11 protein-coding genes and 4 pseudogenes are annotated in these 17,746 nt (G+C 42.7%); 5 read left to right on the top strand and 10 right to left on the bottom strand.

The annotated features are described in order from the left end of the window. Nucleotides 1-352 precede the first annotated feature (352 nt). A complete protein-coding gene (locus ACM0OY_RS22645) occupies nt 353-613 on the top strand; it encodes a hypothetical protein (RefSeq protein WP_414571086.1) in 261 nt (86 codons plus the stop codon). Nucleotides 614-705: 92 nt separating this feature from the next. Here ACM0OY_RS22645 and ACM0OY_RS22640 read toward each other — a convergent pair whose 3' ends face one another. Both ACM0OY_RS22640 and ACM0OY_RS22635 read right to left on the bottom strand, forming a co-directional pair. Continuing rightward, nucleotides 706-861 carry an NADPH-dependent FMN reductase gene (locus ACM0OY_RS22640; protein WP_414571085.1) on the bottom strand — a complete coding sequence of 52 codons (156 nt, stop codon included), beginning with the start codon at nt 859-861 and terminating at the stop codon, nt 706-708. A 22-nt stretch (nt 862-883) separates the two neighbouring features. Next, entirely contained in the window at nt 884-1,159 is a 276-nt protein-coding gene (locus ACM0OY_RS22635) for an HU family DNA-binding protein (RefSeq protein ID WP_414571084.1), read from the bottom strand. Nucleotides 1,160-1,703: 544 nt separating this feature from the next. Between ACM0OY_RS22635 and ACM0OY_RS22630 the strand changes: the two genes are divergently transcribed. After that, nucleotides 1,704-2,600, top strand: coding sequence for an ATP adenylyltransferase family protein (locus tag ACM0OY_RS22630; RefSeq protein WP_414571083.1), 897 nt, complete (start codon nt 1,704-1,706; stop codon nt 2,598-2,600). A gap of 32 nt (nt 2,601-2,632) precedes the next feature. On the opposite strand, the pseudogene ACM0OY_RS22625 reads toward ACM0OY_RS22630, so the two are convergent. The 3 genes and pseudogenes from ACM0OY_RS22625 to ACM0OY_RS22615 all read right to left on the bottom strand — a co-directional run. Further along, a pseudogene (locus ACM0OY_RS22625) lies at nt 2,633-3,073 on the bottom strand (CocE/NonD family hydrolase); the annotation flags it as partial. A gap of 37 nt (nt 3,074-3,110) precedes the next feature. Beyond that, nucleotides 3,111-3,170: pseudogene (locus ACM0OY_RS22620) on the bottom strand (hypothetical protein); the annotation flags it as partial. 303 nt (nt 3,171-3,473) lie between these two features. Next, a complete protein-coding gene (locus ACM0OY_RS22615; RefSeq protein WP_414571082.1) occupies nt 3,474-5,072 on the bottom strand; it encodes a multicopper oxidase family protein in 1,599 nt (532 codons plus the stop codon). A 567-nt stretch (nt 5,073-5,639) separates the two neighbouring features. Between ACM0OY_RS22615 and ACM0OY_RS22610 the strand changes: the two genes are divergently transcribed. From ACM0OY_RS22610 to ACM0OY_RS22600, 3 genes are all read left to right on the top strand, one after another. Beyond that, nucleotides 5,640-6,074 carry a hypothetical protein gene (locus ACM0OY_RS22610; RefSeq protein WP_414571081.1) on the top strand — a complete coding sequence of 145 codons (435 nt, stop codon included), beginning with the start codon at nt 5,640-5,642 and terminating at the stop codon, nt 6,072-6,074. 114 nt (nt 6,075-6,188) lie between these two features. Beyond that, nucleotides 6,189-6,584, top strand: coding sequence for a hypothetical protein (locus tag ACM0OY_RS22605; protein ID WP_414571080.1), 396 nt, complete (start codon nt 6,189-6,191; stop codon nt 6,582-6,584). Then, a complete protein-coding gene (locus ACM0OY_RS22600; RefSeq protein ID WP_414571079.1) occupies nt 6,581-8,602 on the top strand; it encodes a tyrosinase family protein in 2,022 nt (673 codons plus the stop codon). The genes ACM0OY_RS22605 and ACM0OY_RS22600 overlap by 4 nt, the downstream gene beginning before the upstream one ends. A gap of 126 nt (nt 8,603-8,728) precedes the next feature. On the opposite strand, the pseudogene ACM0OY_RS22595 reads toward ACM0OY_RS22600, so the two are convergent. The 5 genes and pseudogenes from ACM0OY_RS22595 to ACM0OY_RS22575 form a co-directional block, all read right to left on the bottom strand. Next, nucleotides 8,729-8,932 (bottom strand): annotated as a pseudogene (locus tag ACM0OY_RS22595) (hypothetical protein); the annotation flags it as partial. A 137-nt stretch (nt 8,933-9,069) separates the two neighbouring features. After that, nucleotides 9,070-9,222 (bottom strand): annotated as a pseudogene (locus ACM0OY_RS22590) (CocE/NonD family hydrolase); the annotation flags it as partial. Between the two features lie 143 nt (nt 9,223-9,365). Next, a complete protein-coding gene (locus ACM0OY_RS22585; RefSeq protein WP_414571078.1) occupies nt 9,366-11,240 on the bottom strand; it encodes an iron uptake porin in 1,875 nt (624 codons plus the stop codon). Between the two features lie 571 nt (nt 11,241-11,811). Continuing rightward, nucleotides 11,812-12,102, bottom strand: coding sequence for an HNH endonuclease (locus ACM0OY_RS22580; protein WP_414571077.1), 291 nt, complete (start codon nt 12,100-12,102; stop codon nt 11,812-11,814). A gap of 49 nt (nt 12,103-12,151) precedes the next feature. Next, nucleotides 12,152-17,515, bottom strand: a complete 5,364-nt coding sequence (locus tag ACM0OY_RS22575) for a translocation/assembly module TamB domain-containing protein (RefSeq protein ID WP_414571076.1) — start codon at nt 17,513-17,515, stop codon at nt 12,152-12,154. Nucleotides 17,516-17,746: the final 231 nt, after the last annotated feature.

Here is a 17,746-nt window from a genome sequence, read left to right as displayed (position 1 = left end):
GAGTTTTTTCTTTTAGTCCTTTTATTCAGAATACCCGGAAAGTGACACAAGAGGGATATAGCCGTAGTCACACAGGTTAGGACATTTTGAAAGCATGGAAGCTAGGAATAGTAACAATACTTGTCGGGTTTTGGGGAAAAGGGGGAAAGAAAAAACCTTTAACCTTTTCCCCAAATCCAATGCCGAGTTAAAAATGCACAAAGCGAGCAGTATTGGGAATAGTAATACTTTTACCTCCTGCCTCCTGCCTTCTGCCTCCTGCCTTCTGCCTCCTGCCTCCTGCCTCCTGCCTTCTGCCTCCTGCTATAACTTAGCGATCGCCAAACCCCCGGACTCTATCCCCTGAAAAAGTTTGGATCGCGGCGAGTACATTTTCCACGATCCAAACTTTGAGCGAGAAAGTCTGAGCGAGGCAGACCCCATCAATGAAATCAATAAGACAGTGAGGTTATGGAGATGTGGCAATTGGGAAGCTTGGCTGCAAACTGTCTGCGATCGCCTACGATATCACCCCATTTTCAAAAATCTTGAACAAGACAGTATTGAGGAAGCAGCCTGTGAAACTTGTAAAAAATATGTCTTGACTAAAAACCAAGCATCTGCCATCGCCTAACTCAAATAGTTTAGCTTTTTACCGATAAACGGGATAGTTAATGACCCACCTTCAACAATATTCGCGGCTAAAGCAGTCAACGTCAGAATCAGTCAAGCATGAGCTTTTGAACCTCCAAATTCTGAAGGAGATGCACTAATAGTAGCTACTGGCTTGTTTACTAACTCACCTGATAAAACGAGCCAATCGAGTGCGTTCTTGAGAACACCTGGCATTCCGTAAGCATACTCCGGTGTACCGATCAGCACTCCGTCAAAGTATCAGTAGTGTTTAAGGTGCTACTTTTTGGCGAAACTGTTTCCCAGCAGAAAAGGCAGGCACTTTGGTAGCTGGAATCGTCATTGGCTCATTCGTTTTGGGATTACGCCCTTCACGCTGGGAGCGATCGCGTCGCTCAAATGACCCAAATCCTACGAGCGTTACCTTATCTCCATTCGCTACAGCTTCAGTAACGACTGACAAAAAAGCATTGATCACTTCATCAGCTTGCTTTTTTGTGACGTTGGCTTTTGCTGCTACAGCATCTACTAATTCACCTTTGTTCATAAATTCCTTCTAAGCCTTGCAAGTATTGAAAATCTAGCATTACTACCTCTTACTAGGGAAGAGGGAAAAGGAATAACAATTAAACAACACATGAAAATTAACAATGCACGGCTACTACTGCATCCCTGCTCTATCCCCAGACTGTAATGTTGGTATACACCGTAGCTTTTTTAAGGGGGAACCGGAATCAAACTCCCCCTTGACAAGGGGGATTTAGGGGGATGTAGAACGTTTTGCTACTGACAAGAGGACTTTTCAAACATCCTCTTAGGCAAGGGTTTTGCAATCTGGTAATTAGTCAAACCGTTGCTGCTGAACTACGCTTGCTATTCAAGGAACTCAAACGTGCAATAAACTAACATTTGACTCCCCTGAACGGGGAGTTAGGGACTTCCAAACTCAAGAAAAATATCCCATCGCTTTTAAGGCAGGGGGCAGGGGACAGGGGGAGAAAAAATCGTTTTGATGCGGTGAAATTGGATAATTTATTTCTTGGAAGTCCCTTATTTCATATCCTTTAGCGGTCTAGAGTGAAAGAATAAAAATGGCAGAAGGGAAAATACTACTTAAGCCTGGTACTTTATGGACAAGTGTCCAAGAGCGGACTGAATATGCTTTGCAATGTGGGGCGCTGCTATCGATACCGACAGAATTTGAATTTGTAGAACAGGATGGCGTGCGTTTTTTAGTGCGGATTTTGTCTAATTTGAATCGCAAAAAAGCAGCCAAGGAAAAACAGGAAAAACAATCTGCTACTTCCGGTCAAAAATTTAATCCTTTCTTGCCTTACGAAGAAGATTTATTTGTCGCGGATATCTCTGATACTCATGTATGTATTTTAAATAAATTCAACGTTGTTGATTATCATCTGCTAATTATCACCCGTGCCTTTGAAGAACAGGAAAGTCTACTCACCTTGGAAGACTTTACAGCCATGTGGGCATGTCTAGCTGATTTTGATGGTTTAGGATTCTACAACAGTGGCAAAATCGCAGGTGCTAGTCAGCGGCATAAACATTTGCAACTAGTCCCATTACCACTTGCACTTTCAGAATCGCAGATACCTATTGAACCTCTGCTAAAGGAAGCACAATTTCACAACTCCATCGCAACTTTAGCAAAACTTCCTTTTTTACATGCCTTTGCCCCCTTAAATCCTCAGTGGGTGGAGTCTCCATTCACAGGGGGTGAAGCAACGCTGAAACTTTATCTTAGCTTGTTAGAGGCTGCGGGTTTGGATGCAACGCAATTAGGTGCTTACAATTTGCTAATGACACGAGAATGGATGCTGATCGTACCGCGATCGCAAGAGCATTTCCACACCATCTCCGTCAATTCTTTAGGATTCGCCGGTGCCTTGCTAGTACGGAATGCAGACGAAATGCAACTTCTCAAAGACCAAAGACCCATGACTATCTTGAAGAGTGTTGCTATATCCTAATTGTCATTAGTCATTTGCCCCATGCCCAAATATTAATCTGCTGGGATTACAGGTAATAAAACATGAGAATTCAACTCGCCTCCACAATTGACAGTTAACGTGATAATCTGGGCATCTGGTAAACTATCGCTACTGGTAACTGCACCGTTTCCAGAATTCATTGCGTAGGCAGGAAAACACGCCGCACTTAAACTTAGACGCAAGGCGTTTTCTTTGATAATTCGCGTACAAGTCGCTTGTAGCTGAATTTTTGTAGAGGCACTAACATCTCGACAATGTACATAACCCTGAGTTAAATTATACACGCGTCCATCTGGATGTACTTCTGATAACACCGCAGACAAATCATAACTCGGTTGGTCGGCAGTACAGCAGATTTCCACCACCACATTCCCTGCTAAATGTAAATCTTCTCTTAGTGGTTCGCTGGTGTAAGTTAAGACATCGGAACGGCAATCGAGATGCGATCGCTTTACCATAGGGCTGTCGCATTAATAATACCGGAAATTCACCATCAGCATCTGGGCGATAGATGTCTGCATCCAGGCGAACACCGTCGCGGGTGTGCATGTAAGCAGTTTGTTTGGGCAGAATTTTCAGCATAAATCTAATACAGCAAATTGGAATTTCTTGAGGTACAGATAATTGTAGGGGTACAACATGTTGTGCCCCTACCCGTGTACTTCATTAGACCTCTTGCAAAAGTCTTTCTTTGAACCTTCTTCTTTGCGCCTTTGCGTGAGATAAAAAATCATTTATGCAAGAGGTCTATTTACCTGAAATACGCTGTAATTTCAGACTTACAGTAGAGCCTCAGATGCGCTTCCATTAATGAAATGAGCAACCAGGAAGAATAAAGTATTTTTTAATGCCCTATTCTTTTATTTCGACTAATTTCATCATTCCTTGATCCTCATGGTCTAAAATGTGGCAGTGCAAGACGAATTTGCCATCAAATTCTGTATAACGGCTCTTAACTGTTTCAGGCGTGCCTTGTCTTACTAGCAATGTATCCCGCCAAATCTTCTCATCGCTGCCATTAGGATCTTTACGTGTGTATTGGAAGGGATTCACATGAATATGAAAAGGATGATTGGCAACATTCGAGCTAAGATTCCACTCATCAGCAGTGTTAAGTGTTAAGGAGATGGGATTGGGATCATTCGGATTAAATGACTCACCATTAACCGTGAACTTAGCAGGCTGAGTATTAAAGTCAATATTAAACACCGCTTTCTGGTGACCAGTTACGTCCCCAATCTCTGGTGGTACTTCCTGCTGTTTTACTGCCAACAACTCTGAATCGTCTGGCAATTTCATATCCACAGGGTCACCTTCTACCACCACTTTAGCGAGGTACTGTCCAGGCTCTCCAACTGCAAGAAGCGATCGTTGCGGGGTAGTTGGAAGATCCACAAGATAGTATGTTCCAGGAAGTTTTTCGGCTTTTACTAGCACATCGCTGCGATACCCAGGCTCAATTTCAAGATCATTCCACGAGTCTTTCTTACCTAGAGTAATACCATCGACTGCGATTTCATGAAGCGGAATGTTCTGGTAGTTTGGGTATTGCAGTGCTAGCTGAATTGTATCTCGGATACCAGCGTGAATTAAACGCCAACGTTGCACTTCTCCTGGACGCATTCTGATCGTTGGGTAAATCTGACCATTGATGGTAGTCTGGCGTCCTGATAGAGACCACTTGGACTTTCCAGTTGCTGGGTCAACTCCGAATTCATTGTAGTTTTCTAAGTTTCCGGTTGTATCATACGATATTTGCTGGAAAACAAATATTTTTTCCTGTGCGTTCTTGATCTCAGGTATCTCATCAAGTCCACCCTCAACGATTAAAGTTCCCGCCATCCCACTAGAAACCTGTATAGCGGTTGATCCATGCTGATGGGCATGATACCAATGGGTGCCGGCTGGGTGGTCTGATGGTAATTCAATTTCAATCGGGTACGAATTTTGGGGTTCCATTTCCCTCAGTACATTGTCACTAATACCACTGGGCGAAACGTGAAATCCGTGGGTATGGAAATTAGTAGTGTTAAAGCGGTGTGGAGTATTATTTATGTCTGCCTGTCGTGATAATGGCTCTAGTGGGAGACTGTTGATCAAAGTAATATTCATACGATCGCTTGGCTTAACACGCAGGGTCGGGCCGACTAAGTTGCCGTTGTAGGAACGAAGATGGACAGGGCATCCAGCGATTGTATTATCGCCATATTTGACCTCTAATTCAGTTGACAACACGCCATCTCCAGATAAAATTTCGGTTGGATTCTGAAAGTCAGTACCGCCATATTTGTCCAGATCGATCGGTTTTTCTTCACAAGAATTCAGTTCAGAAGCATTATTTGTCTGCTGTGCAATCTGTAACGAAGCTGCATAAGAAGTGGAAAATGGTGTAACTATAAATACTATTGTTGCAGCAATTACACAGAGGATATTGAAGATGCATTTTCGCATTATAGTACTCGTTTCTGATAAGTTCTGTTGAACATGGATTTACCAAGTTGTAAACTGCAAATATCTGTCTTTAGCTAGATAGTAAATAAATTTGACAACCTGTAGTAGTAATTTTAGGTCTGAATTGGAATTAACTGTAATAGCCAAGACAGTCTTTTAACACTACTTTATTTTTCTAGAAAAAGAAAAATAAGTTGCCTAATTATAATTAAATAAGAAGGTATGGGTGGCGAATTATAAATAGCTTACTCAACGCTTGCTATTGATTGATTTTGCCATTTGTTAGCTTAAATTATAGTAATAGTACTGAGCTTTTTTCTTATGCTTTAAAAAATTCTTCGATAAAATAAAAAACATGACACATTTAATTGAATAAAATCAAAAAATTTTGTACAAAAATTAATGTTAATAATTTAAGTCCTCATTGAAATCTCATTGATATTTCCCTCAAATATAAAAAATTATTTCTATTTTAGAAAATTTAGAAGTATGGAAGACAAAAAAGGTTATTAATGTGATTGCTGTAGTTATGGCAGTACTTTTTTTTACAATTGGAGAAAATAATGTATGGGTTTTAATCCAGATATAGTTGCCGGCAATTGGACATATCGCAGCTTCTTAAATAATCCAGGCTATATTGAGGACGTTCAGAACTTAGAGGAATTCAAGGAGCTGTTTCTATTTGGCGAAGGCGATATTGAGATAGTTGAATCACCCTTTGGTAGCTTGGTGGGTGATATTCGCTTTGGTGATGAATATATTCTGGATCTCAAAGGGTCTATCGGGTATGGGAATCCCTTCAATCTGATTTTTCAAGGCGTAGGAAGATCAGATACACAAGCAAAAGGTTGGATATATGACTATGTTGGTTACCTTGCGCCTGCTTGGCCGAATGGTATCGATGAGAAACAAGCAATTGTGGGTTCGGTGATTAGAACTGTTCCACATGATGGCAGGCCTGCTGGTGTAGTTGCTTCCTTCATTGCTGTTAAGAAGAGTTAACAACATTTACGCGAGAATATACAGCACAACAGATGCACAAAACAATTTTGCAGAAAAATATGAGATAAGTATCGCCTCGTTCCCAACTCATTCAAGGCGATAGGAGGAAACAAAATGGCACACATTGACGAGATCCAAACCAAAGTCAACGACATCCTGTCAGGTCACAGCAAGGGACAGCATCAGGACACACAGCCATCGCAACGCCGCTTCAGTTCGTATGTGAATGAGGACGTAGAAAAAGCTACTGCCTTAGCTTCTAGACTAATGCAAATTGCAGATAAAAAAGGTGGCGAAGCAGGCCTAACTGATGCAATTGAGGAAACCGAGAGAACACTCGGTACAGAAATTCCTGGACTAGTGCAGTATGCTCTCAAGCTCTTTATCACTCATTATCCGGAAGCACGAGCCAAGTTAAAACTTAGGCCTCTTGAGCAACGCCAACCGAACCTCGTGCGCCCCTCGAATCCAGCAAAAGACCAACAATCTAACCAAGAGGAATCAAAATGACACAGAGTAGCGATTTACAAACAAGAGTGAATGATATTTTATCAGGTCGCGGCAAGCACAAAGGAGTTCCTGTGCCAGTTCCTTTGGAGACAGCAGCTTTGCAACGCCATTTCAGCCCTTTTGTGAATGAGGATTTGGAAAGAGCAGTTACCTTAGCTTCCAGACTGATGCAGATTGCTGAAAATAAGGGTGGTGAGGCAGGAATAGTTAGTGCTTTAGAGGAAATTGAGCAACAAAGTGCGACTGAGATACCAGGACTGGTGCAGTATGCAGTCAAACTATTCATCACTCATTACCCGCAAGCACGCGCCCTGATTAAAGTTAAGCCACTTGAGGAGCGCCAGCCCAACCTCATAGCTCCATCGAAGGCGCTAAAGTTTGCTGGTAAAAAACCAGAGACAACCGCAGAGATTGAAGAAGCTGGTTCTACACCACCTGAAGACAAACTCGACTTCTGGCGAGAAGATCCACTGATCAATGAACACCACGAACACTGGCACATAGTCTATCCTACTAGTGGTCGCCCCACTTCCAGTGGTGGTTATGAACTAGGCGATCGCCACGGCGAACTCTTTGCCTACATGCACGAGCAGATGATCGCTCGCTACGACGCTGAACGCCTTGCTGTTGGTCTGTCACGGGTAGATAGGTTTTCTGACTACCGAGCAACCATTCCTCAGGGTTACAATCCAGGAGACCTGAAACTCCGGCAAGAAGATGGGACGTGGTATCAGTTTCGTGCCCGGCCCACAGGAGCGACAATTAGCGACCTGACAGGTGATTTTGCTGGGCGTCCTGGTGCTAAACTTAGCAATCAAGAAGCATTCCGCGATCGCTTATTTGAAGCTGCCAAAAGTGGGATATTCCAACAACTGCCGTCTCAGGAGCCAGTCAAAATTGATAATCTTGGCAACACAGAAGAGGCAAATATTAACTCTGTTGACTATTACGGGTCGGGGAATTCCAGCAATAATCAAATCTACGGCAATCATCACAATGATGGTCATATCCACCTGATGCTGTTTGATAATGTCTTACCCTTCGGCGTCATGGCAGACACAGCTACGGCTGTGCGAGATCCGATTTTCTGGCGCTGGCACAAGCATATTGATTCTATCTTCCACACCTGGAAAGAGCAGCAACCGCCTAATAATTTTTCCGATGCACCACCAGTCAAAATCCGCAAGTCTACTACAAACGGAAAGGGCACAAGTCTCGACATCATCCTCTGTCGCCAAGACGGACTCCCAACTGAGTTCAACGGAGAGCAAATCGCATCTGAAGCATTCGGTTATTCAGAGAATCCAGATCAGAACAACTGGAACAGTGACTTTGCAAACACGACGGTAAAACTTTCTAATGGCGAAACGGTGACCACAATCGATGAACTGCTCACACAGATGGAACAACGCCAGATTCAACTAGACGACCCTTCTCAGACAGTGACCATCGATTACTTGTCCCACGATGACTTTTACTATTTCATCCGAGTCGAAAATAGCTCCGATCAAATTCAAAGGTTAACCGTCCGGATCTTTCTTGCACCAGAGACTGAGCTTGAGGATTGGGCTAGCTGGATTGAGATGGATAAGTTCCTTTATCGGTTAGATGGTTTACAACGCGCCGTTATCTTCCGTCGTGCAGATCTTTCATCTGTGATTCGCAAACCTGCACTCAGACCACAGGATCTTGCTGACCCCAGTTCATCCTTAAGAGACCAACAACCTTGGTGTGATTGTGGCTGGCCTTACACCATGTTGCTACCCCGTGGTACAACCGAAGGTATGGAATTCCGGCTATTCGTCATGTTTTCGAGTGGAGACGACTTAAATTTGCCCGAACAACCTGAATGTTGTACCTCCATTAGTTACTGCGGTCTACAGGACACAGATTATCCCGACAAGCGCGATATGGGCTATCCTTTCAACCGACCGTTTCCCAACGGCATCTCGTCTGCGATCGCCCAGTACGATAATATGGCTTCAAGGACGATCAAGATCCGTTGCAAGAATCTTTAGGCATCATGTAAACGACACCTTTATTTCAACGTTAGGTCTCTCACCGACTGTAATTAAATCCCATCCTAACTACCAAAACCTACGAGCTTACGGCGTTATGGCTGCCTAATTTTGTCCGAAGTATTGATTAGTACGAATTCGAGTCATGTCGTCCTCTGTTTTTACCCCATCTTGTTCTGGCGGCAAACGCATCCCCGCATGAATTGTAGTGCGGGATAGCCCAGTTGCGATGCCTACGGCGGGCTACGGCTACGCAACCTGACTGATACCTCCCCGTCCCAGGCTTCGGGCTTCGATTGCTGCCCAAATACGCCGTGTTTTCTCGTTCAACTAGGGCAATAATGAATCATGCTTGTCTTGAATGCTTTCGACTACCTGGTTATCAGACATATAAGGCTTTAATTCCGTTGCATTTTAATACTCTAACTATTCGGCCAATTGTTCAAGTTATTTTTACATGAGTCCTAAACAACAGTCGATGCGATCGCTTTACCATAGGGCTGTCGCATTAATAATACCGGAAATTCACCATCAGCATCTGGGCGATAGATGTCTGCATCCAGGCGAACACCGTCGCGGGTGTGCATGGAGGCTGTTTGTTTGGGGAGAATTTTCAGCATGAATCTGATAATTTCGGACTTACAACCGGAGTCGGGGTTTAAATCCCCGACTCAAAATGTCTTTAATTTTGAATTTTGTTAGCGTAGCGTTAGCGAGTCCGCGAGCGTCATTTTGAATTTTGAATTGTTATCTCCCTACTTCCTTAAAACGTAAAAGTAGTCCGCAGGACACCTACCGTTGTTGTTTCGTTTCTGCTGTCACCCTCTGGGTTAAACAGAACAAATGCACCAGGGGTAATGCTAATGTTATCGCTGAGCTTGACGCGATAATACCCTTCTAAATGGTAAGGGGTAGCTCGGTTTGAACCAAGTACAGCCGCACCACTAGCATCACTACGGTAAAGCGGTTGACCAAAAATTATTCCCGCATTGTTTCCTGATTTGAATAAGTCAGTGAAGTGAACTCCCACCATCCAACTTGTGAAGGTAGTGGAAGCATCAACATCTCCAGAAGAATCATCAACAAACAGTGCTGCACCGTAGCCAGATAAGGCTATCTTGGGAGAAAATCGCCATGTCGCAGTACCGCCAACAGAGTTGAGCTTGACTGGTGTGCCAGCTGCTACACCACCTAAAGCACCGATGTCGCTGCTAATTAATCCTGTACCTAAAATATTGATTTCGTGGTAGCTGTTAGCATAGGTCAGACCAATATCAAGGTCACGGCTGGGCTTGAAGGTTAACTGTGCGGCTGCAACACTACTACCACTGAAAAAACCTCCTCCTAATGGTGTAGTGGAAACCCCTGGTAATGCTTCATTCGGAGATTTTTCAGGAAGGTTAGCATTGACGCTACCATATAAAGCTCTGAAATCCAGGTTTGGGGAAATAGTATAAATAAATCCCGCCGCCGATGCTAAACCAGAACCAGAAGTCCCACCAGACACACGCAACACAGGATTCAAACCTGCAAAACGAGAAATTGATTCTTGTCCCTCACCATAAAAAGGTGTAATTGTTGGAAAAGCATCTGATGTTTCCGCCGCAGTTCCCGCAAATAAGGTTAATTTATCAGCAACGGGAAAAATATACAGCAATTTGTAAAGCTGGACGCTATTTGCCCCAAAGGTAGACAAAGTATTGACGTTAAGCCCAGGAAATTGCGGTTCAAAACTGGTACGAGCGCTACTAGAACTCAGTATAGGCGAAGCTAATCCTAAACTTTGTTGCAGGCTACCACTACCATCTGTTCCACCTAAAAAGTTGTAAGCTTGCAAACCAGTAATTAATAAATCTTTACCTGTAAAGCTAGTGGTCAGATTTAACCGCACTCTATTAACTAGGATGATATTAGGATCGTCCGTATCAGGAGCGCCACCGGTAGCACCAATAGCAGCGATAATTGCCTCACCATTGAGTTTAGTAGTAGTAGAAAACTGATTTGCTTCTATTTCTGCTGTCCGCGCTTCTACAGCATCTGTGCGACTACGCAATGTTGTCAATTCCGCAGCAAATTGTTCTTGTAATTTTTGTAAGGTCGCTAAATCTTCTTTGCTCACCAAATCACCGGTTGCTGTAGCAATTAGCTCGTTGATTCTGTCTAGGCAAGCATTTAACCCAGCTGCAAATTCGTAGCGAGTCAGTGCCCGATTGCCGCGATAGGTAAGATTGGGATAACCGGCGATACAACCATAGCGCTCTACCACAGATTGTAGTGCTTGAAAAGCCCAATCATTGGGTTGTACATCAGATAATTGTGTTACAGATGTTACTTGTGCAAGTTTCTCTGATGATGGAGATGAATTTGCAGATTTTGGTACGATTTGCTGCAAATAATTAGCAGTATTATCTAAGCCTAAATTTTGATTTTTTTGTTCTTGATTGATTGAGGATAAATCTTTTGAAGTCAATTCCTGAGCTACAAAATAATCAGTTCCATCGTAGCTGACCGGATGGCGATCGATTAGTGCATTTCCGTCCGAAATATTTAATTTAGTAAGGGCTTGTGCAGGTAATAATCCGCCAATTATCCACAAAAAACCTGCTCCACCAGCAGAGGCTAGTAGATATTTCCTCATGAAATCTCCCAAAATATATGAAATGTGAAAAATTTTATTGCAATATTTTAATATGACTGATAAGTAAATTTAAAGTGTCTTTAGCAAGCTAATATTTTGAACTTTAAATATCAGGAATTTAGTTCGCTGATACGACTTATCAATACATAAATATTTATCGCAACCATTAAATAATAGTAAATACTATTTCAGAGAGAAAATTACAAAATTTACTATAGATAAATCTTATAATTAATATTAAAAATTATCAATGGTAATCGTATTGAAAATAATTCGTAATTAATAAGGTAGGGGATTTAGATCCCAACTAATTCTAGACCGCTAATTTTCAAAAAATTTAGCGGTGAATTCAACCCTTTTAATTACGAATTACATAGCTTGCTTGCCTATGCAGCGGGTATTACCAATTAGTAATTATTCTTGAAACTCCTCACCCACTCGCACTTTATTAGACCTTTTGCAAAAGTATTTTTTGCACTCTTGTGGGAAAAGGTTAAAGGGGAAAGGAAAATACCAAACCTTTCCCCCTTTCCCTTTCCCCTTTCCCCGACTTCTGCAAGAAGTCTATTGTTTAGCGATGGACAGAAACTCGCTTACCGGGGTCTTGCTTTCTTACCCAAGCCAAGAATTTTTGCATTTGCGGCTCATTGCTAAGCTTGTCTATTGTGTTGAGTTCTTTGGCAAGTAGTTTATTGTCGAATAAAGCATGAATCTGACGATGGCAGGCAGAACAGATATTGATTGTTGGGCCTGGGTCTTGTTTTTTGCGTTTGGTATTTTGCCGTGGAACTAAGTGATGGATAGTTAAATTTTCCATCTCTCTTTGACACAGTTCGCATTGCTGTTGTTGAATCTTAGACACCTTATTTTGCTAAAATCCTATCTAACTTATTTCTAATTCCTGAATTCTTTTAAAATCGATTTTCATACTCGACTAACAATGAACTATCATTATCCAAATTACTTGAGCCGCGTACAAGAACTTCGTCATTGAGACGGTAAAGCACATTGTAACGGAAAGACTCATTGGTAGAAAAAGCCCGTGATAAAGAAACAGAAAAATTCCGATTGACATTAAACACACCCTCCGCTGACAAATCAAGAACCGAAGATCTTCTTGCTTCTTCATTGGTGGTAGGGGTCGGAAATATGCGAAACTCATTAAAACCAACAGCCTGTCCGATCGCAGTTATAGTTCCTTGCAGACTACCTAAAATAGTAGAACTTGCGAAATTAGTCAATCCTTGGGTTAAATCTCCTGGTTGACTCAAAGAATTCAAAATCGAGCCACCCAGCAAAGCTACAATTTCTCCTCTACTCCGGCCAGGTTCGCTCGTCAGTTCGATATTATCTGCTAATTCACTAGCTGGGCCTGTCGCCCTTGCTTGGACGCGAACGGTACGTAAAGTACCAAAATTATTCACAGAAGCATCACTGATTTCCGCAGACAAAGGTGATTCCAAAATTCGATTGCTCGTTGCCGATGCTTCAGGTACAATTGCCACCAGTCGGACATCGAGGGTAGGGTCAAGTCCTTGACTGGGAGTAAATCGCGCAGTGTGTTCGTAGCCGCGCGCCAAGGTAAACTCTGTTGTAAATAAGCTCAGCCGTCCTCCTGTTAAACGGATGACTCCTTGAGGGAGGGGTTTGGCTAAGGTACCATTGATGGTCAAGTCGCCTTCGGCGTCAAAGCTGAGTAAAGGTTGACTCAACGCTGCTCCTCCTGGTACAAAGCCAAGTAGAGACTCAGTAGTAACTCGAACATCGTCGCCCAAAATCAACCGTAAATCTGCAAACTCTACAGGTAAGTTGGGTGTAGTTGGGGCGGTCGTGCTAGTTTGTGGTGTTGTTGCTGTATCAGTGTTAGTCTCTGGTGTATTTGTTTGTGATGTAGTTTCTGTATTAGTGTTAGCGTCTGGTTTATTGAGAGTAATAGTAGTAGTCTCTGGTGTAGTTGCTGATTTTGAAGTATCTGTGGCGGATTTTCCGATAATGACTTGACCATTACTCAGTTCAATTTCTCCACCAATTATCGGTTTTAGTGCTGTTCCCCGAATTACGGCATCACCGCTGACACCGCCTTCATATAATGCTGGAACTTTAAAATTGAGTTGTTTTTCTATCGATACAGTTAGAGGATTAGATGCACCTTGCTCAGGATTAAAAATCGGCAAGATTCCTGATGCAGCCACTAGCCCTTGATTATAATTGCCTTGAATATTCTCTACATTTAACGTATTGCCATCAAATACCAATCTACCTGTAACATTTGTTAGAGGTTCCGATAAAGCTTGAGCAGTAAAAGTAGCATTGTTAACTCTGACAATTCCATTGATAATTGGCTGGCTTAAAGTACCTTGAACGTTGACATCGACTTCACCTTCACCGTTTACCCAACTCACTTGATTGTTAGTAAATACATTTAACAGTGCCAAGCCTTCATTATTCACCTTGGCATTAACACTAATTTGATTACTATCTGGTTTGACTGCGACAAAAGGTAAAGGAGCAGGTATGCTACCTGTAATCGCAATGGGTTGTGTTCCCGTTAACAGCAAGGTACTATCAAAATTTGCGCGAGCATTGTTGTAGTCAAATTTTAGCTGTGCTGTTTGTACAGGTTGCTGATTTAAAGTGGCATTAGCTAGGGATGCCGAGCCATTAACTCTAGGGTCTTTTAAATTGCCTTGCAAATTAGCCGTAGCATTGAGTTGACCAGTAACATCTATAGGATATTTTTCAATAAACGGCTGTAAAAGTGATAGGGGTAAACTTGCTATATTCAAATTTCCAGATAGTTGTTCGGTTCCCAACTGTCCGGAAAAAGCAATTAATCCTTCATTTATTCCTACACTTAATGGTGAGAGTGTGACCACACCATCTGCAAAATTGCCTCTAGCAATAACTTGATTAATCGAGTATTGGCCCCATTGCCAATTATCACCTTGGATATTAAAGTCGGCATTGAGTCCAGATTTTAAGGAACCACTAGCTGAAATTCCCCCATTCAATGCACCTGTTAGTTGTGCAAGGGTCGGTAAAGGTGCTGGTTGTTGGGTATCTGCTTGCTGTTGTTGTGCTACCGATGTTTCTATCTTGGAGAAATATTCTAACTGGGTTTGTAAATCTGCATTTGGTAAACTAACAGGTGTAGTGTTGAGTGCTTCTGCTCCCGCTAAGGTCGGAGACTCTAACCCGCTACCAAGGTCTTGAAAGTCGTAGATATTAAATGCTTGTAAGAGTTGCTGGACTTGAATTTGGTTTACATTAGCTTTTACTTGAAATTTGGGGTCATTTCCAGTTTGTAAATTGCCACTTAAGGCTATATTGCCACTTCCTAACCGCAATACACCGTTAGTTAAGCTAGCAGCACCATCGGCATAGTTGATATTACCGCGAAATTCGTCTGCGGAAACTCTAGCAACACGCGGCTTGGCGATCGCTACGTCTCCACTCACTGCATAATTATTAAGATTAACGACTAAATTTCCCGATAATTGCCCTGCTAGAGGCTTCAATCTGTTATCAGGTAAAAAACCGCCAACCAGCGCTATGGGAAACTGTTGGGCGTTGATAATTAAGTTATCTCCCTGGGTTCTTCCTGTGGTCACCGCCTCATCGCGCTTGACTAAAAATGAGGTTGGGCGATAATCTGCACCCAGGTTTACCGCTATCCTGTCTTGCGTGCCAGCAAGTTGCAAGCTTGCTCCTTGTCCGCCTTGAAAATTCACATTTCCAGTTAAAACTGGGTCGAATGCCAAATTACTGACATTAAAATTCCGCAGCCGGATATTGCCAGTAGCCTGAGGAGTGTTAGGAGTGCCTGTAATTTGTCCATTAAAATCTAGTAACCCTGCTAGTGCTAAATCTCCAGGAACAAGAGCGCCTGTATTTTTGAGGTTGAAATTCTGGGCTTGGACGTTTAAATTAATGCCAGCAATTTCAGGTGTACCCGATTGGGGTAATTGTACAGCGATCGCACCACGAGCGCTCACTCCTGGTGTGGTTGCCCGTTCAACTATAATTTGCTGTCCATTCCACTGAAATTGCGCCGTCAGCGGTTGCCCTAACTGTGCTAATTGTGAAGCCCGAATTTGTCCAGCTGCGCGAATATCTGCAAGCTGGAAGGAGTTTGTTGTACCCGTCAACTTGACGTTAGTACTCAGTCGTCCCCGCAGTTGTGGTGAGAAACGACTCAGTTGAATTTGGGAAGCGTTAGCAACTGCTTGCCAACGACCGGCATTGAGGTTAATATCCCTGACGTTAAGCGTACCTCCCGCCACATTCAAGTTTACTCGTCCTGTGGCTTGAATGGTTGAGGGTTGAAAAGAAGCAGTGCTTCCTGATAAATTCAACGTCGCATTGCTGAGAACTCCCTGGAACTGCGGTGGTATCTGCCCAAAACGATTTAATTGCAATCTTTGGGCGTTGACAAAAGCTTGCCAGCGTTGTTGTACAACTCGTCCGGTGGCTGTGATTCTACCACCTGCGACGTTAAAAACAGCACTTGGTAATAGGATATTCTGCCCTTGTTGAGCGATCGCAACTTGTCCCGTAGTAGGATAGCTAGCAGTAGGCGCTTGCAGTTGCACCACTGTCCGCAGATTCCCAAGAGTACCGAAAACTCTGGCATTTGCCGATATTGCACCAAATTTGATGGGGGAGGAAGTATTATTTGTGTTGGCGAGGACATCTCCTGGTAAATTTTGGGCTTGAATGTTAAATAAAACGTTGCCTTGAGGCGCTAGCTGAATTTGACCGCTTCCCAGGATTTGCCCGCCAGCTGGTGGCTGCACTTGAACGCTGGAAACATTAAGTGCTAAGGGTTGTTTACCCAGTGAGCCAGTAATTTCTGCCCTTGCTGAGACATTGCCAACATTAATTGGGGGAGTGAAGCCGTAGCTGCGTGCCAGTACATCTCCGGAAACACCGTCAGCTATAATATTAAATTTTACGCGATCGTTGAGTGTGGCTTGACCGCTGCCAGTAATTTCACCACCTGCTGCGGGGACTAATTTCAGGTTCGAGACGGCAATTTGAGATGTCTTTTTCGATACACTTAAACGAAAATCAGTGTTGACACTTTTAAATTGAACGCGGTCAACTTGAACCGGCTTGGTGTTGCTTGCAGTACCGCTGAGAACAGGCTGCTGGAATGGTCCCTGCAACTTAATATTTGCTTGCACTTCACCGATAGCCACCACCGGCGAACTTATTTTCAGCGTGTCTAAGATATTTCTGGCACTGACTGGTTTTATCTGGGCCGAGAGATTAAAACCTGTTTGAGTATTAAGTGCTCCATTTGCGATGATGGGGACTTTGCCAAAGTTTGTGGTTAAATTATTTAAAGCGATGCTTTGACCTTGAAATATTAATCTGCCATTGGCATTAGCAAACTTTTGGGGCAGATTTTCAATTTGAGCAGTAACTTGATTAGGAGTAGCTGTACCAGTAATAGCTATTTCTGAGACATTTGATGGAATTGCAACTCCTAAATCAGCGTCTATTTGCCCAGCTTGCAAAACAATTGGCAACTCAATTAAACGACTGACATCAGATGCTTGTAAACTTTGCGCTACAACTTTAAGATTAGTTTGTTCGGTTTTAAATTGTGTTTCACCAGAGATTTTAACAGCACCGCCTCTAGTGAGTTGACCATTTATTTCATAACCAACCCCTTGGTTTCTTGGTAAAAATTTGGCAACACCACCAAATTGATTTATGACTACAGAACCTTTCGGTTTATTTGGTGCGGAGGCTGGTGATAACTCTACATTTCCATCAACAATCTGGAGTGTTTGTAACTCCGTTTGAATGGGGCCTGCGCCTTCTCCACTTTTAACTTGTGCCGTCACCCAGCGATCATCTCGATCCTGTTCAATGTAGACATTGGGCTGGACTAATGTGACATTTAATGGTAGTTTTCTAGTTAAAATAACTTGTAAAGGCGAAAACTCCACATCTACAGCTTTTGCTGTCAATTCGTCTGCATCGGTAGAAGTTGCGGGTATTGACAGCGAAGAAAATCTCAAAGTTGAAAGTGAAAAACGTTCAACTTTGCCTAATTTGATGGGACGCCCAAGTAATTGTTCGAGATTTTGCTCGACTAAAGGTGCCAGATCTTTATATACATAGTTTCTAGTCCACCAAACACCAGCTGCAATTCCTCCAAGCAAGATAAATCCTAACACCAAACTGGCACGTTTTAAAAGCAGGAGATTTAAACGAGGATTCCTTGGTTCTTGGTCATTTCCTTGATTTGGAGAGCTAGTCATTTTCGTTACTAGTACCGCTATTGAGTAACAAACAATTTATTACCCGACAATACCATAGTTGTTTTTAACAATTTCTTAAAACTTTCTCTAGATAGATTAATAATTCATTCTTGTGAGTGTTGACATTTGGCCTTCTAAAAGCTTGTGTGGTAAATCAACGTAGAGCGTATATAGCTATTACTAATTTTGTTAATTATATTCAATAGATGAATCTGCTGTAGGGTGTACAGT

It is taken from the genome of Nostoc sp. CCY 9925 (assembly GCF_963920935.1).
Lineage (GTDB): Bacteria > Cyanobacteriota > Cyanobacteriia > Cyanobacteriales > Nostocaceae > Nostoc.
Note: the sequence above shows the minus strand (reverse complement) of the source record. Positions and strands in the feature narration are given on the sequence as shown.

Excerpts from the sequence above, each read along its gene's own strand:
- ACM0OY_RS22600 (WP_414571079.1), top strand. The coding sequence starts at position 6,581 with ATGACACAGAGTAGCGATTTACAAACAAGAGTGAATGATATTTTATCA.
- ACM0OY_RS22630 (WP_414571083.1), top strand. The coding sequence starts at position 1,704 with ATGGCAGAAGGGAAAATACTACTTAAGCCTGGTACTTTATGGACAAGT.
- ACM0OY_RS22610 (WP_414571081.1), top strand. The coding sequence starts at position 5,640 with ATGGGTTTTAATCCAGATATAGTTGCCGGCAATTGGACATATCGCAGC.
- ACM0OY_RS22635 (WP_414571084.1), bottom strand. The coding sequence starts at position 1,159 with ATGAACAAAGGTGAATTAGTAGATGCTGTAGCAGCAAAAGCCAACGTC.
- ACM0OY_RS22575 (WP_414571076.1), bottom strand. The coding sequence starts at position 17,515 with ATGACTAGCTCTCCAAATCAAGGAAATGACCAAGAACCAAGGAATCCT.
- ACM0OY_RS22605 (WP_414571080.1), top strand. The coding sequence starts at position 6,189 with ATGGCACACATTGACGAGATCCAAACCAAAGTCAACGACATCCTGTCA.
- ACM0OY_RS22585 (WP_414571078.1), bottom strand. The coding sequence starts at position 11,240 with ATGAGGAAATATCTACTAGCCTCTGCTGGTGGAGCAGGTTTTTTGTGG.
- ACM0OY_RS22615 (WP_414571082.1), bottom strand. The coding sequence starts at position 5,072 with ATGCGAAAATGCATCTTCAATATCCTCTGTGTAATTGCTGCAACAATA.